Here is a 19,968-nt window from a genome sequence, read left to right as displayed (position 1 = left end):
GTATACCGGGACCGCCTGACAGGACGATGCGATGAAAATACTGTTGTTGGGCAAGAATGGCCAGGTCGGATGGGAGCTGCAGCGCAGCCTGCTGCCGCTGGGCGAGGTGATTGCGCTGGACCGCGCCAGCACCCCGCTGTGCGGCGACCTGCTGCGCCCCGAGGCACTGGCCGAAACCGTGCGTGCGCTGGCCCCCGATGTGATCGTCAATGCCGCTGCCTACACCGCAGTGGACAAGGCCGAGAGTGAGCCCGAGGCTGCGCGCACCATCAATGCCCAGGCCGTGGGCGTGCTGGCGCGCGAGGCCCAGGCGCTGGGCGCCTGGCTGGTGCACTACAGCACCGACTATGTCTTCGATGGCGGCGGCGACCTGCCCTGGCGCGAGGACCAGGCCACCGGCCCGCTGTCGGTCTACGGGCAGACCAAGCTCGAAGGCGAGCAGCAGATTGCGGCCAGCGGTGCCAATCATTTGATTTTTCGCACCAGCTGGGTCTATGCCGCGCGGGGCGGCAACTTCGCCAAGACCATGCTGCGCCTGGCGCAGGAGCGCGACAAGCTGGCCGTCATCGACGACCAGTGGGGTGCGCCCACCGGTGCTGACCTGATCGCCGATGTGACCGCGCATGCGCTGCGCACCGCCATGGCATCGGGTGACGGCCTGAGCGGCATCTACCACTTGGTGGCCGGTGGCGAAACCACCTGGAACCGCTATGCCCGCTTTGTGCTGGAGACGGCGCGCAAGATCAACCCGGCGCTGAATCTGACCGCGCAGGAGGTGCAGGCGGTCGACACCTCGGCCTTCCCAACACCGGCGCGCCGCCCCCACAATTCCCGTTTGAACACCCACAAATTGCAGCAGCGCTTTGTGCTGGATTTGCCTGACTGGCAGACCGGCGTGCAGCGCATGCTGCAGGAGATTCTCTGAACATGACAGTGCAAGCACGCAAAGGCATCATCTTGGCGGGCGGCTCCGGCACCCGCCTGCACCCGGCCACCCTGGCGGTCAGCAAGCAGCTGCTGCCGGTGTACGACAAGCCGATGATCTATTACCCACTGACCACCTTGATGCTGGCGGGGATCAAGGAGATCCTGATCATCAGCACGCCGCAGGACACGCCGCGCTTTGAGCAGCTGCTGGGCGATGGCAGCCAGTGGGGCATTCACCTGGAATACGCGGTGCAACCCAGCCCCGATGGGCTGGCGCAGGCCTTTTTGATTGGTGAGAGCTTCCTGGCCGGTGCGCCGAGCGCGCTGGTGCTGGGCGACAACATCTTCTACGGCCATGATTTCCACAAGCTGCTGGCCAGCGCGATGCAGCGCGACGCGGGCGCCAGTGTCTTTGCCTACCATGTGACCGACCCCGAGCGCTATGGCGTGGCCGACTTTGACAAGCAGGGCAAGGTGCTGTCGCTGGAAGAAAAGCCGGCCAAGCCCAAGAGCAACTATGCGGTGACCGGCCTGTATTTCTACGACAGCCAGGTGGTGGATCTGGCCAAGAGCCTCCAGCCCTCACCACGCGGCGAGCTGGAGATCACCGATTTGAACCGCCTCTACCTGGAGCAGGGCCAGCTGAGCGTTGAGATCATGGGCCGGGGCTATGCCTGGCTCGATACCGGCACGCATGACAGTCTCTTGGATGCGGGCCAGTTCATCGCCACGCTGGAAAGCCGCCAGGGCCTGAAGATTGCCTGCCCGGAAGAGATTGCCTGGCGCAGCGGCTATATCGGCGACGCGCAACTGGCCGCGCTGGCCAAGCCGTTGTCCAAGAACGGTTACGGCCAGTACCTGCAGCGCCTGCTGCACGAGCCCAAGGAGTAAAGGCATGCAAGCCATCGACACGGCGCTGCCCGACGTCAAGATCATCGAGCCCAAGGTGTTTGGCGACACGCGCGGCTTTTTCTTTGAAAGCTTCAACCAGAAGGCCTTTGATGCGGCGGTGGGCCAGCACTATGACTTTGTGCAGGACAACCACAGCAAGAGCAGCCGCGGTGTGCTGCGCGGCCTGCACTACCAGCTGGAACAGGCCCAGGGCAAGCTGGTGCGGGTGGTGCAGGGCCGGGTGCTGGATGTGGCCGTTGACATCCGCAAAAGCTCACCCAGCTTTGGCCAATGGGTGGCCGTCGAGCTGAGCGAGGACAACCAACGCCAGCTGTGGGTGCCGCCGGGCTTTGCCCATGGCTTTGTGGTGTTCAGCGAGACGGCAGAGTTCCTCTACAAAACAACGGACTACTACGCGCCGGCCCACGAGCGCTGCATTATCTGGAATGATGCGCAATTGTCGATCGACTGGCAGTTGAACGGTCTGGAGCCGCAGCTGTCGTCCAAGGACCAGCAGGGCAAGGCCTTTGCCGAGGCCGATGTTTTTGCCTGAGTTTGCTTTTCCTACCAAATGTCTCCCATGCCTGGCGCCTACACTGGGTGCCCTATAGGCTAAGGGGATAGATACCACGCCTGCCATAGGCATTTGAGACCATAAACGCATGAGCACCAGCACCATTGACGATTTCAGCGATGCAGCCCTGGCCACACAGCCCGGGCGCCGCCCTTTGCTGGGCGAGATGCTGGTGCAGGCGGGCAAGCTGTCGCCACGCGATCTGGAGCGTGCGCTGCAGGCGCAGCAGGAGATGGGCAGCCTCATCGGCCAGGTGCTGGTGCAGCTGGGCCTGGTCTCCGAGCTGGACCTGATGCACACGCTGGCAACCCAGCTGCAGATTCCTTTCACCTTGGGCACCGATTTCCCCGCCGAGGCGATCAGCGTGCCGGGCCTGATGCCCGAGTTCCAGCATTCGCAGCATGTCTTCCCCTTGCAGTTGCAGGATGGCGTGCTGGATGTGGCGATGGCCTCGCCCCAGGACCCGTTCGTCATCAAGGCGCTGCAGATGTCGACCGGGCTACAGATTCGCCCGCACCTGGCGCTGCAGGCCGATATTGAAAAGGCGCTGCAGGAGCCCGAGCCCGAAGCCGAAGAGGACGACGGCGATGACATGTTTGGCGATGGCTCCGATGTGGGCGACTTTGTCGAGCATCTGAAGGACCTGGCGAGCGAGGCACCCGTGATTCGCCTGGTCAACAGCATCATCGGCAAGGTGACCGATCTGCGCGCCTCCGATATCCACCTGGAGCCTTTTGACGACGGCCTGCATGTGCGCTACCGGGTCGATGGTGTGATCCACCCCGGTGAGCTCGTGCCGCCGCGCCTGTCGGCCGCTGTCGGCTCGCGCGTCAAGCTGATGGCGCATCTGGATATTGCCGAGCGCCGCCTGCCGCAGGACGGCCGCATCAAGACCCGCGTCAAGGGCCGCGAGCTCGACCTGCGTGTCTCCACCGTGCCCACCGTGCATGGCGAGAGCATCGTAATGCGGGTGCTGGACCGCGCCAGCGTGCGGCTGCAGCTCGAAACCATGGGCTTTGCCAAGGACACGCTGTCCAAGTTCAACGACCTGCTGGGCCGCCCGCACGGCATTTTGCTGGTGACCGGGCCGACCGGCTCGGGCAAGACCACCACCTTGTATGCGGCGCTGTCCAAGATCGATGCGCTCGAGAACAAGATCATCACCGTGGAAGACCCGGTCGAGTACCAGCTCGAAGGGATCAACCAGATCCAGGTGCATGCCCAGATCAACCTGACCTTTGCCAATGCGCTGCGCTCCATCCTGCGCCAGGATCCGGACATCATCATGATCGGTGAAATGCGTGATGGCGAAACCGCGCAGATCGCGGTGCAGTCGGCGCTGACGGGTCACTTGGTGCTGTCGACCTTGCACACCAACACCGCCGCCGGTGCCATCACCCGTATGCAGGACATGGGGGTGGAGAGCTACCTGATCACCTCCTCGGTCAATGGGGTGCTGGCCCAGCGCCTGGTGCGTACCTTGTGCGGCAATTGCAAAGAGGCCTACGAGCCGGGCGAAGAGGTGCGCAAGCGCTCCGGCCTGGCGCGCTTCAGCGAAGTAGGCCAAGTGATTTACCGCGCCGTGGGCTGCAATGCATGCCGCCAGACCGGCTACAAGGGCCGTACCGGCATCCACGAGCTGTTTGTGCTCGACGAGCCGATGCGCAATGCGATCAATGCGGGCAAGGACTCGAACGAGCTGTTCAACCTGGCGGCCAAATCCGGCATGCTGAGCCTGCACGAGGACGGCCTGCGCAAGGTGGCCGCCGGCATGACCACGTTGGACGAAGTCGCCCGCGTCACCCAGGACCAGATCGATGGCTGATTTTGCCTGGCACGCGATCAATTCCGCGGGCGAGCAGGTTCGCGGCACTTTCCAAGCGCCCAATGCCGCTGCGGTGCAAAAGCACCTGCGCGCGCAAAAGCTCACGCCGGTGCGCATTGTCGATGCGGTGGACGCTGCCGCGCTGATGCCAGCGGGCGCCAAGGCCGCAGGGGCCAAGCCGGCGGCAGCCAGTGCGATTGGCAAGGCCAAGGCGCCCAAGTCGCAAAAGGGCCCGGCCAAGGCCGCCGATGTGCTGGCGATGACCTCGGAGCTGTCGATCATGCTCAAGGCCGGCCTAGCGCTGGATAACGCGCTGCGCGTGCTGATCGACATGGCCTTCAAGGACAGCATGCGCGAGCTGCTGACCGGCGTGCTCGAAGCAGTCAAGGGCGGGGTGCCGCTGTCCAAGGCGCTGATGGTGCACCAGGAGCTGTTTGGCGATTTCTACATCAACATGGTGCGCTCTGGCGAGGCCAGTGGCCAGATGTCGGCCGTGCTGCAGCGCCTGGTGGAACACCTAGAACGCCAGCGTGCGCTCAAGGAAAGCGTGGTCTCGGCCACCATCTACCCGATGATCCTCGTGGCCGTGGCCATTCTGTCGCTGATCGCGATGCTGGGCTTTGTGGTGCCGCAGTTCGAGAAGCTGTTCACCGACATGGGCGATGCACTGCCCACGCCCACCAAGATCGTGATGACCATCGGCCAGGTGTTCCGCAAGAACGGTTGGGTGGTGTTACTGGGTGGTGCCGCTGTGGTCTATGTGATGCGCAGCTGGCTGCGTTCGCCCAAGGGCCGGTTGTGGTGGCAGGGCGTGTTGCTGCGCATGCCGATTTTGGGGCGCCTGGCGCTCAAGTATCAGCTGACCTTGTATTCGCGCTCGCTGGGCACCTTGCTGGGCAATGGTGTGCCCTTGCTCACCGCACTGCATATCGCGACCGATACGGTCAGCAACCGCCTGATCCAGGCCGAGCTGGCCAAGATACCGCCCATTGTCAAAGAGGGCGGCAAGATGGTGCAGGCGATGAACACGACTACGGTGTTCGAGCCGCTGGCTGTGAACCTGGTGCGCGTCGGTGAAGAGACCGGCCGCCTGGGCTCGATGATGCTGGAGCTGTCGAATATTTTGAACCGTGAGGTGGAAACCGGCATCAAACGCGCCCTGACCATGATCGAGCCAGTGCTGATCCTGGTGCTGGGCATCATGATTGCTTCCATCATTGTGTCTATCTTGATGGGCATTCTGTCCGTCAACGATCTGGCTGCTTAATTTTTAATACTGCAAGGAGAGCCCGCCATGAAGGCCTTTTTCACCCAAAAGACGCCACGCAAAAGCCGTGGTTTTACGCTGATCGAACTGCTGGTGGTGCTGGCCATCCTGACGCTGCTGGCTGGCCTGGTGGGCCCCAAGGTGCTGAGCCAATTGGGCGGCGCCAAATCCAAGACCGCCGGCGTGCAGATTGCCGACTTGCAAAAGGCGCTGGATATTTTCAAGCTCGATACCGGCCGCTACCCGACCACCGAAGAAGGTCTGGACGCGCTGGCCAAGCAGCCGGGCAATGTGCGCGGCTGGAACGGCCCTTATCTGTCGGGTGGCGTGCCCAATGACCCTTGGAACAACCCCTACCGTTACAGCTACAACGGCGGCCGGGTAGACATCCTGTCGCTGGGCGCTGATGGCCAGCCCGGGGGCGAAGGCGAAGCCGCCGACGTGCGCAACGCCCAGTAAACCGGCATCTGCCACTTTTCCGGTCTGACCAGGAATCCCCGTGCCGACTGCCTTGCCATGGCTGCGCCGACACCCACGCGTTATGCAGCGCCCAGCAGCCCATCAAGGCTTTACCTTGATCGAGTTGATGGTGGTGTTCGCCATCATGGCCCTGGTGGTGGCGATGGCGCCGGTCGCCTATGACCGGCTGAAAGACGGGGTGCAGTACCGCGACACCGTGCGCACGATGATCAGTCAGCTGCGCTCGGCCCGGTATACCGCCGTCTCGCAAGGCGAGCCGGTGCGCTTTACCGTGGACCTGCAGACGAGGCACTATGGCTATGCGGGCGCGGAAAAGGAGATTCCCGAGACCGTCGATCTGCGCACCACGGTCGCAGACCGCGAGTTTGTGCCCAACAGCTCGGCCTCGATTGTGTTTCTGGCCTCGGGGGGCTCCACTGGCGGCAGCGTGGAGATTCTGCGCAAAAACGGCGCCGGCACGCGTTTGCGGGTGGACTGGCTCTCGGGCCGCGTCACGCAGGAGCCCTTGTTCCAATGAGGGCGCTGTCGTCTCTGTCCCTGCGGCCCCGCCAGCAGCAAGGCATGACCTTGCTGGAGATTTTGGTGGCGCTGTCCATCATGGCAATCTCGCTGGGCATGATCTACCGCGCCACGGGCAGCAATGCGCGCAGCGTCGGCGATCTCGACCGCTACCAGTACGCGGTGCAACTGGCGCAGTCCATTATGGACTCGCGCGACTCGGTCTACGAAAGCGGCTGGAACGAATCGGGCCAGAGCAATGGCTACCAGTGGAGCGTGCAAAGCGCGCCATTCAAGACCGGCGTGGACGAGAGCCCGAACATCCCCGTGTTGCACGAGGTCCACATCAGCGTGCACTGGGCCGAGGGCGAGCGCGCGCGTGTATTTGAGCTCACGACCTTGCGTGCGCAGCGCCGGCCGCCCGACCCGGCCGAGAATGTGGTGCCACCAGGATGAGCCGCATTCCCCCGTATTTCTTTGCGCGCCGCTTGCATGGCCTGCGCCGTCCAGCCTCTGGCTTCACGCTGGTGGAGATGCTGGTGGCCATGTCCTTGCTGTCACTGATCGTGCTGGGCTTGGCCGGCGCCATGGGCACCATGGGCCGGACGGAGACCAGCATCGACAACCGGCTCGAGCGCATGGACGAGTCGCGCGCCAGCACCGATTTTTTGCGCGCCGTACTGGGCCGCATCTCCGCCAAACGGGTGCAGGGGCTGCAGCAGCAAGGCATGCTCAGTGCCACGCCCTCGGCGTTTTTCTTTGAAGGCGCAGGCCAGTCGATGACCTGGGTGGGGGTGATGCCGGCACGTTACGGCGTCGGTGGCCGCTACCATTTCCGGCTGGCGATGGGCAGCTACGACGGCGCGCCGGCCGTCATTCTGAGCTACCTGCCCTGGATCGACCAGCAGACCCTGCCCGACTGGGGCGGAGCGCAGACCTATCCGCTGCTGCAGCATGCAACAGGGCTGTCTTTCCAGTACCTGGATGGGGCCATTGACCCGCCGCAATGGGGCAGCGACTGGGGCGCGGTGGACCGGCTGCCGCAGGCGGTGCAGGTGGTGATGTCCACCGAATCCATGGTGCTGGCACCGGTGGTGGTGCAGTTGCGCGTGATGCCCGCGGGGGATCCTCGAGGTGGTGGTGGCGGCGCGAGCCTGGGAGGCTCGAACGGATGATGCGCTTGCAGGTACAACGCCGCACGGCCACAGCACCCTCCCAGCAGGGGATGGCCTTGATCGCCGTGCTTTGGCTGGTCGCGGCATTGAGCCTGATGGTCACGGGCGTCAGTGGTGTGGTACGCCAGGAAGCCAAGATGGTGGGCGTTGCCAAGGATAAGGTGACCGCGCAGGCCGTGGGCGATGCGGCCGTGGTCATGGTGCTGCAGCAGCTGTCGGCCGACCGCACGATCTTGCAGGAGACCACCGAAACCTCGGTCAACTACCAGGGCGCGCAGGTGGCGGTCAGTGTGATGCCGCTCAATGGCCTGATCAATATCAATGGCGCATCGCTGCCGCTGTTGACGGCCCTGATGAGCGTCGGTGGCGGACTGCCCGAATCTGCAGCCCAGGAACTCGCCGTGGCGGTGCTCGATCGCCGCGAGCGCGCGTCGCTCGATGGCCGCCGCCCTGAGCGTTTTGAGGCGATAGAAGACCTGATGCAGGTGCCCGGAATCGATTACGACCTCTATGCTAGACTCGCGCCCTTGATCACCGCGTCCACCACCGGCTCGGGAGGTGCCACGGTCAATCCGCTGGCAGCGCCTCCCCAGGTGCTGCGGGTGCTGGCCAATGGGGACGAGGGTATTGCCGCCCGCATTGCCGCATCGCGTGGATCCGGCCAGACCGGTCTGGATACGACGGGCCTGGACGCCAACCTGGCGCGACCCGGCGGGGCGCAACGCCGTTACCGGATAACCGCCCAGGTACCGATGGCCGATGGCCGTATTTTTCTCGTAGATCGCAGTGTGTACTTTGGGGCCAGAACGCGCGACGGCCTGCCCTGGTACACGTTTGAGGCGCGCCAGATGCTGCAGCCAGCATCCTGATCGAAGCAAAGAACCCTTATGGCAATTTCAACTGAATCGCGCTTTTTTGGGCTGGATCTGAACCAGCTCAAGGCCGATGTTTTAAAGACATGGCGCAGGGCGCCGCAGTGGCCGCCGCTGTCATGGTTGCGGCCCGAGCAGATGCTGCGCCTGGTGCCTGCCGAAGGCGCTCCCACCGTGGTATGGGAGAGCGGCCAGCCAGTGGCCAAGCCCGGGCGGGAGCCTGCGTTTTGGGCGGTGGAGCTGCCCGAGCACATGGTGCTGCGCAAGACGGTGGCGCTGCCAGCCTTGGATCCCCAGGATTGCGCCAGCGCTGCCGAGCTGGAAGTGCAGGCGATCAGCCCCTTTGCCGCAGACGACCTGCTCTGGGGTTACACCGAGCTGAGCCGCAGCAGCAAGGCGGTCAAATTGCTGGTGGTGCTGGCCTCCAGAACCCAGACCGAGCCCTATCTGCAGGCCCGGGTTGCGGAGCAGTTGCACCTGCAAACGCTCAAGGGGCAGACCAAGGCCGAATCCTTGGAGCAGCCCGAGGTATGGGTGTTTGCTCCGGAGCGCAACCCGGTGGTGTTCCAGGGCTTTGGTGAACACGCCCGTTACGCCTGGGGCCGCAAGCGGCTGTGGTGGAATGTGAGTGGCGTTGCGCTCGCCTTGCTGCTGCTCGCTGCGATTGCAGGCACCCCTACGGCGCAGCTGCGCCTGCGCGCGATCGAGGCAACCCATGCCTATGAGGGCATGGCCGCCAAGACCGCCGATGTGGTGGCCAAACGCGAATCGCTGATCCAGAGTGCCGACAAGGTCGCCGGGCTGTCGGAGTTGCTGGCTGAGCGCATTGATGGGGTCCAGGTGCTCAGCATGCTGACCAAGGTGCTGCCCGATGATACGGCGCTGCAATCGGCCCGCATCCAGGGCAGCAAGGTGACGATCTCTGGCTTGACCGAGAATGCCTCGGCCTTGATGCAGAAGCTGAGCAACCAGGATGGCGTCAAGGACGTGCGTGCGCCCAGCGCTGCCACGCGCATGGGTGGCGGTAATAAAGAGAGCTTCACCATCGAGTTGGGGCTGGATGCCAAGGTCTTTGGTCCCAAGACGGTGCTGGAAGCGGAGGCTGCGGCCAAGCAAGAGCCTGTGCAGCCCGCTGCTGCTGCGCCAGCTGCAGAGGGCGGGTCGCCTGCAGCGCCAGCACCCACGTCACCGGCTGCGACCGCCCCAGGCGCGCCTGCTGCCTCTCCCGGTACGGATACCAGGGTGCCACCTAAGGCCAGTGTCGGCGGCGGCAAGTCTGGCCCGACCCTGGGGGGTACCAAGTCGGGCCCCAGTCTGGGGGGAAGCAAACCTTCGTCTCCCCCTCCTGCTGCCGAGCAAGGAGGGAAAAATCCATGATCGCGAACCGTCCAAATCGTAAAGAGCTGCTGATTCTAGTGGCCACCGCATTGCTGGTGCTGCTGCCCTTGGTGGCGCTGGGCAGCTATGTCGTCAGCAAGCATCTGTGGGCGCAGGCGCGCCTGTCGGAGTTCGAGCCCCGTTATGCACGGCTGCGAGGTCTTGACCTGCAGCGTGAGGAAATTGACCAGTCGCTCGAGCGCGCCTTGCAGATCCGCGCTGACTATATTTACCCAGGCAGCCAGGATGTGGCCCAGACCGGCAATGCGGTGCAGCAGAAGGTGCGCAGCCTGTTGACCACGGCAGGGTTGACGGTGGTCAGCAGCCAGGTGCTGCCTGCCAAGGAAGAAAAGGGCTTTGACCGTATCCCCTTGTCGGTGCGGGCCGAAGGGGATCTGCTGGCCGTGGACAGTGCACTGGCGGTATTGAACGAGCAGTTGCCGGTGATGCTGCTGGCCGATGTGGAAGTCAGAAACCAGGGGACCCTGCAGGTGATGAATGAGAAGCTGGCGCCGCGGCTGACTCTCCAGATGACCTTGAGCGTTTTGAGGGAGCGTCCATGAAGCGCCATACAAGTGCCATTTTGGTAGCGGCCAATATTGTGTTGGTGTTGGTGCTGGCCTGGATGTGGTTCTCACCCAGTGGCGGGATCAAGAATGTCCACTGGACGGTACCCAGAGGACAAAAGGCCAATCTCGATGGTGTCATCCCTCGTCTGGGCAAGGCGCAGCCGATGGACCATAGCCAGTTTCTGGCCATGTTGGATCGCCCCCTGTTTTCTTTAAGCCGGCGGCCCCCGCCACCACCCCCTGTGGCGGCCGCCGAGGCGCCTCCTCCTCCGCCTGATTACCTGGCCGATGCCGTGCTCAGTGGCGTCTACATCGGCGAGGATGGCAAGAGCGGCGGCATCATCATCAAGTTCCAGGGTAAGGACAAGTCGCTGCCGCTGCGTGGCACGCTGGACGGTTGGACCTTGAGCTCGGTCGCTGATAACCGGGTGTATTTCACCCGCGATGGCGTGACCAAGGAAATTGCCTTGCAAAAGGGCAAGCTGCAGCAGGGCTATACGCCTGCCGCCGAGCCCGCTGTGCCGCAAAGGGCGATGCCCGCGCAGATCGGGCAGCCGCCCACTGGCGCCGATTCCCCAACACCCCGTCGCCGTGCGAGCATCGGCGGCACTTCCGCTGCCCAGCGCCCTTGAGCGCGGCAATCCCTATATATAGATAGATCCTAGGGTTAGAACCATGAAGTCTCCCGTATTTTTCAAGACTGCACTGGTGGTCGCACTGGGCCAGATGGGCATGCTGCTGCCGCTCCATGCGCAAACCGCTGCGCCGCAGCCGTCTGCCCCGCCTGCAGCACAAGCAGGTGCTCAGCTGCCGGTACTGCAAGCGCCCAATATCATGATCAGCCCCAAGAAGGGCGGAGATGAGGAGGAGGAGTCGACCGAGCCGCGCGTGATGCGTGGCACGGACAAACTGCTCAATATCGACAAGTCCGCTCCCGTTGCCGCCGGCGCACCCGTCAGCTTCCGCTTTGAGGAAGCACCAGTGGCCGAGGTGGTTCGCACCGTACTGGGCGATATCCTCAAGATCGACTATGTGATGCACCCGCCGCTGCAGGGCACGGTGACCTTGACGACACCGAAGCCGATCGACCCGGACAAGGCAGTCTTCCTGCTGGAGGCGGCGCTGCAGGCCAACGGCCTGGCGATGGTGCGCGATGCCCGCGGCACCTACCAGGTGGGCAAGCCCGAGGTACTGCGCAGCCTGGTGGGCAATGTGCGCATGGCCGGGGCTCCCGGCAGCATGGCGCCCGGCTACGGCGTGATCGTGGTGCCGCTGCAATACATTGGCGCCACGGAGATGTCCAATATCCTCAAGCCCATCATCCCGGCAGAGGCCCTCATCAAGGTGGATACCGTGCGCAATGTGCTGATCATGCAAGGCACGCGGACCCAGTCCGAAGGCTGGATGGAGATGGTCAAGACCTTTGATGTGGACCTGCTCAAGGGCATGTCGGTGGGCATCTATCCGCTCAAGCACGCCTCGATTGAAGAAGTCAGTGCGGCGCTGCAAATGGTCAATGGCGGCGGTGGCCAGGCAGCGCAGGGCCAAGGCGCTGCCGGGTCTGCAGGCATTGCGGGTGGCCCTGCGAGCGCTGCCGCTGCGCGCCGCCCCGGCCAGGCGACTGGCGCCGCTGCCAGTGGGGGAGGCAATAACCAGCTGAGCGGCAATGCGGCCGCCGCTGCCGCACTGCTGACCTCGCTGGGCGATTCCAACCCGCTGTTTGGTGCGCTGCGCGTGCTGCCCATCCCGCGCCTCAATGCGCTGATGGTGATCACGCCGCGTGCCTCCTATCTGGACGAAGCCGAACGCTGGATTCGTCGCCTGGATGTGCCAGGTTACGGCGGCAGTGAGCCCGAGCTCTATGTCTACCGCGTGCAAAACGGCAATGCCAAGTACCTGGCGCAGGTGCTCAATGGCATCTTTGGTGGCCAGCAGGGTGCTAGCGGCAATATGACTTCTGGGGTTGCGCCAGGTCTGAACGGCATCAATAACAATAACAATAACCGTATCGGCGGGTTCAACAACTTTGGCAGCACCTCCGGTTTTTCTTCTGGATTCGGCAATAGCGGCAATGCCAACCGATTTGGCAATACCGGAAACGCCCAGCAACAAGGCGGTACACCGACCATCACGGCCACCGCGATTGGCGATATCCGTGTAGTGGCCGATGAATTCAACAACACCATCCTGGTCTGGGCCACCGGCTCGCAGTTCCGCAAGATTGAGGCATCGCTCAAGCGCTTGGATGTGGCGCCTATCCAGGTGTTGATTGAGGCCAGCATCATTGAGGTGTCGCTCAATGACAACTTGCAATATGGTGTGGAGTGGTTGTTCCGCAATAGCGGCCTTGGCGGCAGCGGCCGCAACTATTCCGGGATTGGCAATTTGGGCGGCTTGTCGGCAACCGGCGCCAGTGCCAACAATGGCGCGGTGGCTGGGACCTTCACCTATTCGCTGTTCAGTGGTGACAACATTGCCGCACGTTTGAGCGCTATTGCAGGCCAGACACAGGTGAAGATGCTGTCCAGCCCGTCGGTGATGGTGATGGACAACCACCCTGCAACCATCTCGGTTGGTGAGCAGGTCCCTGTCAAGGTCAGCAGCTACATCACCACCAACAGCTACTTGTCGGACAACTACCAGCTCAAGGATACGGGGGTGATCCTGAATGTCACGCCTTCGGTCAATTCCGGCAATATGGTCAGTTTGCTGATCGACCAGTCGGTCATCGATACCGCCGGCCTCGACACCGCGTCGCAACAGACCAAGTTCTCCAACCGCCAACTGACCAGCAAGCTGGCGGTGCGTTCTGGTGAGTCGATCGTCATGGGCGGCTTGATCAAAGACCAGAATGAAGATATCAACTCGGGCATTCCTTTGTTGAAGGACATTCCTATCATCGGCAAAGCCTTCAGCTCCACCACCAGAAACTCCAGGCGCACGGAACTTCTGCTAGTGATGACGCCTCGTGTGGTACGTACCGATGTGGATGTCCGTGAGGTCAGCGAAGAGCTGCGTGACCGCCTGCGTGGCTTGAACGACGACGACCTGTTGATACGTGCCAACAATGCTCCCGCCCCTGCATCCCGTGTTGCCCCTGTGCAGCCTGCGCAGGCACAGTAATGAACTCTGTTGTAAAGATATTGAAAATGACCTCTAACGTGATGATTCAGTCTGCGAAAGTTTTGTTTGCAATCGGAGCCGCCGCGGCCGTAGTGGGCTGTGCGAGCTTGCAGCCTGCAACGCCTGAAGAGGTTGTCGCCAAAAACGCGTTGGCTTTTACCAACGCCCGGATCCAAGGCGACCATGCGGCCGCCTATGCCTATACCAATGCGGCATACCAAAAGGCGCGCACGCTGGAGCAATACAAGAAGGCCTTTCCCGGCACTTTTGCGCAATCCGCCGAGATCCATGATGTCAAGTGCGACGCGGAAAAGTGCGATGTGGGTGTCAATTTGAAGGTCAAACCGCCGCTGATCGGGAAAAATCTGGGTACCATTGATATGTATTCGAAGCAAACTTGGTTGCTCGAAGACGGTCAGTGGCGACTCTATCTGGAGCCCTGAGCCCATTGCCAAGCTCAGTGGGCCGCCTGGAATGCGATGATTGTTGTAAATACTCAACAGGCACTGCAAAAAAACAGGGCGCTTGCTTTGCAAACCGCGGAAGCGCTATGCTATTATTTCTTAGCGTAAACAATCGTGGTAGTTGCGCTGACTAACTTTTTTTAACTGGAGTGTGTTTATGAAGAAAAATGTTCTGGCTCTGAGCATTGCTGCCATGATTGGCGGTTTTGCTGGTGCTGCTTCCGCTCAAACTTTCACTGCCCCTACGGCAACCAAGTTCGAGCAGTCCGAAGGCGGCGTGGGTCACATTTTGGTGGTTCCTTACTTCACCACGCAAAATGACAACATGTCCGTGTTCCACGTTGTGAACACCGATACCACCAACGGCAAGGCTCTGAAGGTTCGTTTCCGTGGCGCTGCCAACTCTGACGATATCTTGGACTTTACCGTGTTCCTGTCGCCTTACGACGTGTGGACCGGTTCGGTGCAAGCTGATGCCAATGGTTCGTACTTCATGACGGCTGACAACAGCTGCACGTACCCCAACATCCACGGTCAAAAGGTCAGCTTCGTGCAAGACCGTCTGGCCAATGGCTGGACCGCCGAAAAGCGTGTGAACAACACGAAGGAAGGCTACGTCGAAATCCTGAACATGGCTGACGTGAAGCCAGGTTCCGATCTGTTCAAGACCATCAAGCACGCTGCCAACGGCGCGCCTGCTTGCGCTGACTCGGTGCTGGAGCGTACCCTGGCGATCAACCCAACGACCGAATCGGCCGCTGCAACCCTGGGTTACGACACGCCTACCGGCCAACTGACCGGCGACTGGTACATCCTGAACGTGGCCCAAACCACCACGTTCTCCGGTGCTGCTACCGCTATCAAGGCTGTGGACGACGCAGGTGCAAACGCTCGCGGCAAGTTCGTGGCATTCCCACAGGACAACCAGTCCACCGGCCTGAACAACGATCTGTACACTGCTGATCCATTGTTCAAGACCACTGGTGCTGTGTTTGCTGACAACAGCCCAGCAGTCAACTTGGTTGCTGCTGTGAACTATGACTTCCCAGATCTGTCTACCCCTTACCTGACCTCCACCGCAACGCCTGAAGAGCAAGCTTCGCTGCTGACCCAAGCAGTGGCTAACACCGGTGTGTCTAACCAGTTCGCTACCGATACCCTGATCCAAGCGAAGACTGACTGGGTTCTGTCGATGCCTACCCGTCGTTACAGCGTTGGTGCAAACTACGCTGCTACCGATGCTAAGCAATACCGCGTGTTCAACCCACTGGTTGTGACCGCTGGCGGCGCCCGATTCTTCGATGCTGGCTCCACCACTGTTGATACCGATGGCAACATCTGCGTGACCACCACCAGCAACACCTTCTACGACCGTGAAGAATCTTCCGTGCGTAACGGCGCTGTGATCTCTCCCGGCACTGCCAAGATCATCTCGCTGTGCGGCGAAGTGAACGTGTTGGCATTCAAGGACACCGGCACTTCCGTGCTGGGTGCTACGGTGGCTCGTCAGACCGCTGCTGTGACCTACGAAAACGGTTGGGGCCAAGTGAACTACACCCGTCCGCTGCCAGTGGTGGGTTCCTCGTTCATCAAGCTGACCAACTCCGGTGGCGCAGCTAACGGCTTCAGCGGTACCTACGGTATCACCTGGCCACACCGTTTCTCCAAGTAATTCACCCTTTGGCCGTAAGGCCTAAGTTTGAAGTACTGAGAGAATCAGCCAAAGGGCAGAGAGCAATCTCTGCCCTTTTTACATTTTTGGAATATTTGTCCCATCCAGAGCACAGCGAGATCCAGCTTGATTTGTTATGCTGCTTCTTTTGCCAGTAGGACTGTGAATGCGTAACCGTATGTTTTTTGCCCCTGTGGGCATCGTGTTGAGTGTGTTGGCCATGACGGCCTCGGCGGCCTCCAGCGACAGCCCTGTGCTGGTATCGGGCGTGCCCGGCGCTGAGGTGAAGGTGGTTGACATCCAGGCGGAAGCACAGCGCTTGCCAGCAGAGATGCGTGATTCATTTTTGGCCAACAAGGATGGCGTGCAGCAGATGGTGCATGCTCTCTTTGTCCGCCGTGCCATGGCAGCCCATGCGCGCTCTGTGGGTGTGGCAGATGACCCCCAGGTGGCCGCCGCCGCGCGCATCGCTGCGGACAAGGTGATCTCGGATGCCTATCTGGCCAAATTCAATGCCCAACACGCGCCTGATCCGAAGTTGATCGAGGCGCAGATCAAGGCGCACTACGCTGCTAACAAGGACAGCATGGCGACGCCTGAAGAAGTGCATCTGGCACATATCCTGGTCAAGGGCAAGACGGATGCAGCCAAGCAAAAGGCAGAGAAGCTGCTGGCCGAAGCGAAGGCTGGCGCAGATTTTGCGCAGCTGGCCAAGGACAACTCTGAAGACCCTGGCAGCGCTGCACGTGGCGGTGATCTGGGGTTCATCGCCCGTGGCCGGATGGTGCCCGAGTTTGAGAAGGCCGGCTTTGCGCTGAGCAAGCCCGGCGAGTTCGCTCCTGTGGTGGAGAGCCAGTTTGGCTACCATGTGATCAAGTTCATCGAGCGCAAGCCCGCGGTGCAGAAGACCTTTGAAGAAGCGCGCCCTGAACTGGAGAAGCAATTCACGCAAAAGGCCTTGCAGGCTGCGCGCGAGGCCGAAGTCGAGAAGGTCACCAGCAAGGCCAAGTTTGATGAAAAAGCCTTGGAAGCGTTCTTGGCGCAATATAAGGCAAAATAATCGCTAGTCACTGCCGATGGGGCAAGGAGGAGGCTGAAATGGCCTTCTCCTTTTTTCATGGGCGCTTTGTCTTTCAATATCGAACTTTGATGCGCACCTTTCTGCACAGTATCCAAGAGGTCTGGAACGCCCGCGCGCTGATCGGCGTGATGACACGCCGCGAGGTAGCGGCACGCCATGCCGGCACCGCGCTGGGCGTCATCTGGCCCTATCTGCAGCCGCTGCTGTCCGTGGCGGCCTACTACCTGGTGTTCGACATCGTGTTCGCGATGCGGCTGGGAGAGGGTGCATCCAGCCATGCGGTGGGCACCTTCCTGATTGTGGGCGCGCTGCCCTGGATGGCGTTTTGCGATGCGGTCTCGCGGGGCATGGGCAGCTTGCTGGAGGCGGGCTCCATCCTGCAGAAGAATCCGCTGCCACCGGTGCTGTTCCCGGTGCGCTCGGTGCTGGCCAGCTCCTGGATCTTCGGGCCGCTGATGCTGCTGCTGGCGCTGTGCTATATCCCCGTGCACCATCTGCAGTGGGGGGTGCTTGCCTTGCTGCCGCTGATGGCGATGCAGCTGCTGATGACCTTGCTGCTGTCCTATGCGCTGGCGATCTTTGCCGCCGCCCTGCGCGACACCGTGCAGCTGGTGGGTTTTGCATTGTCGGTGGGTATCTACCTGACCCCCATCCTGTTTCCGATTACGATGTTTCCGCAGGGCTGGCGCTGGCTGCTGTGGCTTAACCCGATGGCGTCCTATGTGATGGGCTACCAGTCGGCACTGTTGCAAGGCCAGTGGCCGGAAATGCAGGTCTGGGTGGTGAGCGCGGTGTGGATTGCACTGCTTGCCGTGGTGGTGAATGTGCTGGTGCGGCGCAGCCGTGACCAGCTGGTGGACTGGCTATGACGGGCGTGCAGATGGCAAAGACGCAAGAGGCTCCTGCGGTGCTGGTGGTCAAGAATCTGGGCAAGGAATACAAGCTCTACGACTCACCGCGCCAGCGCGTCAAGGCGCTGCTGACGGGCCGGGCCATGCACCGCAGCCACTGGGCGCTGCGCGATGTCAGCTTCAGTCTGGGGCGCGGCCAGTGCATTGGCGTGGTGGGCGACAACGGCGCGGGCAAAAGCTCGCTGCTCAAGCTGCTGGCCGGCACCATGCAGCCGTCTACAGGTTCCATTGAGCGCTCGGGCCGCATCACCGCCATTCTGGAGTTGGGCGCTGGCTTTCATCCCGATTTCAGCGGCCGCGACAACCTGTATTTTGCCGGCAGCCTGATTGGCATCGGCCAGGAGGAGATGCGCAAGCTCGAACCCGAGATCATTGCATTCTCGGAGCTGCAGGATGCGATCGACCGGCCCGTCAAAACCTATTCCTCCGGCATGAATGTGCGCCTGGCCTTTGCGCTGGTCACTGCCGTGCAGCCCGATGTGCTGATCGTCGATGAGGCGCTGGCCGTGGGTGACCAGAGCTTTCAGAAAAAATGCATCGAGCGCATTCTGGACTTTCGCCAAAAGGGCTGCACCATCCTCTTTTGCTCGCACAGCCCCTACCATATTCGCCATCTCTGCGATGCCGCACTGTGGCTGGAGCAGGGCCAGGTGCAGATGTTTGGCGAGACCGAAGCGGTGCTGGCTGCCTACGATGTGCGCACCCGCCAAAAGCGGGAGGAAAAGGACCAGTTGCAGTGGGGCGATGATGCGGCAGCTGCGGTGCCGGATGCGCTGGCCGATGTGGCCGCCGCAGCCGTCGCTACAGAGCCCATCGACCCGCTGGATACGCCATATGCGGTACAGCCGCCATCGCAGCCCAAGTCCGAAGAGGCAGGCAACGCCTGCATTCTGTCGGTCGATATTGCGAACCTGGGCCCGGGCGATCCCCCGGTGCTGCAAGGGCAGGACCTGGTCGTCACGATCAAGGCGCGCGGCAATGGCGCCGAGCAGCCCAATATTGGCTTCATGATCGAGCAGAACAAGGGCGTAGGCATTGCCTGCCTGGCGACGCATGAGGAAGACGCTGTGCCCGTGCAGTTGGCCGATGGTAGCTGGCAATCGGTGCTGAGCTTTCCGGATCTGCCCTTGCACAGCGGTGACTATGTGGTCAGCGCCTTTTTGTTCGATGGCTCGGGCCTGGCGGTCTACGACCAATGGTTCCAATACACCGTCTTCCGCTTTATCTACCCCAAGCCGCTGCCTGGACTGGTACGATTGCCCCACCACTGGGGCTGAGGCTGCGTGCAACTGCGCGTGCGGCTTGAACCCCAGCCAACGAGAGCGCCGGCATCCGCGCTGGCGCGCTCATCGCCCCCAGATTTATGACCACGAATTCTCCTTCTGCGACCAGTCAGGGCCAGCAGCTGCTGGCCGATGCACAGCTGATGCTGGCACATGGCAATTTTGAAGCGGCCTCGGGCCTGCTGCTGCGCGCCCGTGCCGAAAAAGACACAATGCTGGCAGCGCATGCGCTGATCGAGCAGCACGGGCTGACCGGCTCATTCCGCAACATCTTCGGCCTTGACTGCACGATTTCCTCGGCCGATGATATTTTTGGCTTCTTTGCCGGCCACGCCAGCAGCAGCAACCCGCTGCGCGATTACCTGGCCGATGGCTGGCGTACCTTGGCCGAGCTGATGACGGTGATGGAGCGGGTCGGCCAGCCGTTGGTGCAGAGCCAGCATTTTCTGGAGTTTGCCAGCGGCCATGGCCGCTTTACCCGCCATCTGGCCCATCTGCTGGGGCCGGACAAGGTGACGGTGTCGGATGTGGTGCCCGATGCGGTGGACTTCGCGCAGCGCACCTTTGGCGTGCAGGGCTTTGTCTCGGCCAGCGTCCCTGAGCAGTTGGTGGCGCCGCGCCAGTACGACACGGTCTTTGTGCTGTCGCTGTTCAGCCACCTGCCGCGCAGCACCTGGGGCCGCTGGCTGCAGGTGTTGTACAGCGTGGTGGCGCCGGGAGGCATTCTGGTGTTCAGCACGCACGGTATCAAGGCGGCGCGGTTTGACAGCGTGCCGCTCGACGACGAGGGATTTTTCTTTGCGCCGTCGAGCGAGTCAAACGCGATCGACCCGAACGAGTACGGCACGGCCTTTACGACCGAAGCCTTTGTGCGCGCCCGCATTGCCGAGACCGTGGGCGCCGACAAGCTCGAGTATTTCTCGCCCGTGCAGTTCTGGAACCACCAGGATGTGTACGTGCTGCGAAAGCCATCATGAAC

At 61.9% G+C, this 19,968-nt stretch carries 20 protein-coding genes; all 20 read left to right on the top strand.

What is annotated here, in order from left to right; genetic code table 11:
• Window positions 1–31 precede the first annotated feature (31 nt).
• The 20 genes from rfbD to F0Q04_RS22820 all read left to right on the top strand — a co-directional run bounded on the left by rfbD (window position 32) and on the right by F0Q04_RS22820 (window position 19,966).
• Window positions 32–925, top strand: a complete 894-nt coding sequence (rfbD, locus tag F0Q04_RS22915) for a dTDP-4-dehydrorhamnose reductase (RefSeq protein WP_182343701.1) — start codon at window positions 32–34, stop codon at window positions 923–925.
• Window positions 926–927: 2 nt separating this feature from the next.
• The gene (gene rfbA, locus F0Q04_RS22910; protein ID WP_182343699.1) at window positions 928–1,818 is read left to right on the top strand and encodes a glucose-1-phosphate thymidylyltransferase RfbA; all 891 of its coding nucleotides are present in this window, start codon (window positions 928–930) and stop codon (window positions 1,816–1,818) included.
• Between the two features lie 4 nt (window positions 1,819–1,822).
• Window positions 1,823–2,371, top strand: a complete 549-nt coding sequence (gene rfbC, locus F0Q04_RS22905; protein ID WP_116926352.1) for a dTDP-4-dehydrorhamnose 3,5-epimerase — start codon at window positions 1,823–1,825, stop codon at window positions 2,369–2,371.
• Window positions 2,372–2,480: 109 nt separating this feature from the next.
• Complete coding sequence (gspE, locus tag F0Q04_RS22900; RefSeq protein ID WP_182343697.1) at window positions 2,481–4,217, top strand: type II secretion system ATPase GspE; 1,737 nt, start codon at window positions 2,481–2,483, stop codon at window positions 4,215–4,217.
• Entirely contained in the window at window positions 4,210–5,484 is a 1,275-nt protein-coding gene (locus F0Q04_RS22895; protein ID WP_116926354.1) for a type II secretion system F family protein, read from the top strand. Before gspE ends, F0Q04_RS22895 begins: the two co-directional genes overlap by 8 nt.
• Window positions 5,485–5,511: 27 nt before the next feature.
• A complete protein-coding gene (gspG, locus tag F0Q04_RS22890; protein ID WP_021028973.1) occupies window positions 5,512–5,943 on the top strand; it encodes a type II secretion system major pseudopilin GspG in 432 nt (143 codons plus the stop codon).
• Between the two features lie 82 nt (window positions 5,944–6,025).
• Window positions 6,026–6,481, top strand: a complete 456-nt coding sequence (locus F0Q04_RS22885) for a GspH/FimT family pseudopilin (RefSeq protein ID WP_116926355.1) — start codon at window positions 6,026–6,028, stop codon at window positions 6,479–6,481.
• Complete coding sequence (locus F0Q04_RS22880) at window positions 6,478–6,918, top strand: type IV pilus modification PilV family protein (protein WP_021028971.1); 441 nt, start codon at window positions 6,478–6,480, stop codon at window positions 6,916–6,918. Before F0Q04_RS22885 ends, F0Q04_RS22880 begins: the two co-directional genes overlap by 4 nt.
• Window positions 6,915–7,637 carry a prepilin-type N-terminal cleavage/methylation domain-containing protein gene (locus F0Q04_RS22875; RefSeq protein ID WP_182343695.1) on the top strand — a complete coding sequence of 241 codons (723 nt, stop codon included), beginning with the start codon at window positions 6,915–6,917 and terminating at the stop codon, window positions 7,635–7,637. The genes F0Q04_RS22880 and F0Q04_RS22875 overlap by 4 nt, the downstream gene beginning before the upstream one ends.
• Window positions 7,638–7,642: 5 nt before the next feature.
• The gene (locus tag F0Q04_RS22870; protein WP_232539453.1) at window positions 7,643–8,506 is read left to right on the top strand and encodes a general secretion pathway protein GspK; all 864 of its coding nucleotides are present in this window, start codon (window positions 7,643–7,645) and stop codon (window positions 8,504–8,506) included.
• An 18-nt stretch (window positions 8,507–8,524) separates the two neighbouring features.
• A complete protein-coding gene (locus tag F0Q04_RS22865; protein ID WP_182343693.1) occupies window positions 8,525–9,886 on the top strand; it encodes a PilN domain-containing protein in 1,362 nt (453 codons plus the stop codon).
• Window positions 9,883–10,449 carry a type II secretion system protein GspM gene (gene gspM / locus F0Q04_RS22860; RefSeq protein WP_116926358.1) on the top strand — a complete coding sequence of 189 codons (567 nt, stop codon included), beginning with the start codon at window positions 9,883–9,885 and terminating at the stop codon, window positions 10,447–10,449. The genes F0Q04_RS22865 and gspM overlap by 4 nt, the downstream gene beginning before the upstream one ends.
• Window positions 10,446–11,087, top strand: coding sequence for a hypothetical protein (locus F0Q04_RS22855; protein ID WP_116926359.1), 642 nt, complete (start codon window positions 10,446–10,448; stop codon window positions 11,085–11,087). The genes gspM and F0Q04_RS22855 overlap by 4 nt, the downstream gene beginning before the upstream one ends.
• 43 nt (window positions 11,088–11,130) lie before the next feature.
• Window positions 11,131–13,578, top strand: a complete 2,448-nt coding sequence (gene gspD, locus F0Q04_RS22850) for a type II secretion system secretin GspD (protein WP_182343691.1) — start codon at window positions 11,131–11,133, stop codon at window positions 13,576–13,578.
• Complete coding sequence (locus F0Q04_RS22845) at window positions 13,578–14,021, top strand: hypothetical protein (protein ID WP_133248161.1); 444 nt, start codon at window positions 13,578–13,580, stop codon at window positions 14,019–14,021. Before gspD ends, F0Q04_RS22845 begins: the two co-directional genes overlap by 1 nt.
• Before the next feature lie 178 nt (window positions 14,022–14,199).
• Entirely contained in the window at window positions 14,200–15,714 is a 1,515-nt protein-coding gene (locus F0Q04_RS22840) for a cell surface protein (protein WP_182343689.1), read from the top strand.
• A gap of 178 nt (window positions 15,715–15,892) precedes the next feature.
• Window positions 15,893–16,774, top strand: a complete 882-nt coding sequence (locus F0Q04_RS22835; RefSeq protein WP_165841201.1) for a peptidylprolyl isomerase — start codon at window positions 15,893–15,895, stop codon at window positions 16,772–16,774.
• Window positions 16,775–16,863: 89 nt separating this feature from the next.
• Window positions 16,864–17,664: an ABC transporter permease gene (locus tag F0Q04_RS22830; protein ID WP_182343687.1), complete on the top strand. Its 801-nt coding sequence runs from the start codon at window positions 16,864–16,866 to the stop codon at window positions 17,662–17,664.
• 11 nt (window positions 17,665–17,675) lie between these two features.
• Entirely contained in the window at window positions 17,676–18,983 is a 1,308-nt protein-coding gene (locus tag F0Q04_RS22825; protein WP_116926410.1) for an ABC transporter ATP-binding protein, read from the top strand.
• 86 nt (window positions 18,984–19,069) lie between these two features.
• Window positions 19,070–19,966, top strand: coding sequence for a class I SAM-dependent methyltransferase (locus F0Q04_RS22820; protein WP_116926364.1), 897 nt, complete (start codon window positions 19,070–19,072; stop codon window positions 19,964–19,966).
• Window positions 19,967–19,968 lie beyond the last annotated feature (2 nt).

The sequence above is a fragment of the Comamonas koreensis genome (assembly GCF_014076495.1).
Lineage (GTDB): Bacteria > Pseudomonadota > Gammaproteobacteria > Burkholderiales > Burkholderiaceae_C > Comamonas > Comamonas squillarum.
This window is presented reverse-complemented; position numbering and strand designations above follow the sequence as displayed.

Excerpts from the sequence above, each read along its gene's own strand:
- rfbD (WP_182343701.1), top strand. The coding sequence starts at position 32 with ATGAAAATACTGTTGTTGGGCAAGAATGGCCAGGTCGGATGGGAGCTG.
- rfbA (WP_182343699.1), top strand. The coding sequence starts at position 928 with ATGACAGTGCAAGCACGCAAAGGCATCATCTTGGCGGGCGGCTCCGGC.
- rfbC (WP_116926352.1), top strand. The coding sequence starts at position 1,823 with ATGCAAGCCATCGACACGGCGCTGCCCGACGTCAAGATCATCGAGCCC.
- gspE (WP_182343697.1), top strand. The coding sequence starts at position 2,481 with ATGAGCACCAGCACCATTGACGATTTCAGCGATGCAGCCCTGGCCACA.
- F0Q04_RS22895 (WP_116926354.1), top strand. The coding sequence starts at position 4,210 with ATGGCTGATTTTGCCTGGCACGCGATCAATTCCGCGGGCGAGCAGGTT.
- gspG (WP_021028973.1), top strand. The coding sequence starts at position 5,512 with ATGAAGGCCTTTTTCACCCAAAAGACGCCACGCAAAAGCCGTGGTTTT.
- F0Q04_RS22885 (WP_116926355.1), top strand. The coding sequence starts at position 6,026 with ATGCAGCGCCCAGCAGCCCATCAAGGCTTTACCTTGATCGAGTTGATG.
- F0Q04_RS22880 (WP_021028971.1), top strand. The coding sequence starts at position 6,478 with ATGAGGGCGCTGTCGTCTCTGTCCCTGCGGCCCCGCCAGCAGCAAGGC.
- F0Q04_RS22875 (WP_182343695.1), top strand. The coding sequence starts at position 6,915 with ATGAGCCGCATTCCCCCGTATTTCTTTGCGCGCCGCTTGCATGGCCTG.
- F0Q04_RS22865 (WP_182343693.1), top strand. The coding sequence starts at position 8,525 with ATGGCAATTTCAACTGAATCGCGCTTTTTTGGGCTGGATCTGAACCAG.
- gspM (WP_116926358.1), top strand. The coding sequence starts at position 9,883 with ATGATCGCGAACCGTCCAAATCGTAAAGAGCTGCTGATTCTAGTGGCC.
- F0Q04_RS22855 (WP_116926359.1), top strand. The coding sequence starts at position 10,446 with ATGAAGCGCCATACAAGTGCCATTTTGGTAGCGGCCAATATTGTGTTG.
- gspD (WP_182343691.1), top strand. The coding sequence starts at position 11,131 with ATGAAGTCTCCCGTATTTTTCAAGACTGCACTGGTGGTCGCACTGGGC.
- F0Q04_RS22845 (WP_133248161.1), top strand. The coding sequence starts at position 13,578 with ATGAACTCTGTTGTAAAGATATTGAAAATGACCTCTAACGTGATGATT.
- F0Q04_RS22840 (WP_182343689.1), top strand. The coding sequence starts at position 14,200 with ATGAAGAAAAATGTTCTGGCTCTGAGCATTGCTGCCATGATTGGCGGT.
- F0Q04_RS22835 (WP_165841201.1), top strand. The coding sequence starts at position 15,893 with ATGTTTTTTGCCCCTGTGGGCATCGTGTTGAGTGTGTTGGCCATGACG.
- F0Q04_RS22830 (WP_182343687.1), top strand. The coding sequence starts at position 16,864 with ATGCGCACCTTTCTGCACAGTATCCAAGAGGTCTGGAACGCCCGCGCG.
- F0Q04_RS22825 (WP_116926410.1), top strand. The coding sequence starts at position 17,676 with ATGGCAAAGACGCAAGAGGCTCCTGCGGTGCTGGTGGTCAAGAATCTG.
- F0Q04_RS22820 (WP_116926364.1), top strand. The coding sequence starts at position 19,070 with ATGACCACGAATTCTCCTTCTGCGACCAGTCAGGGCCAGCAGCTGCTG.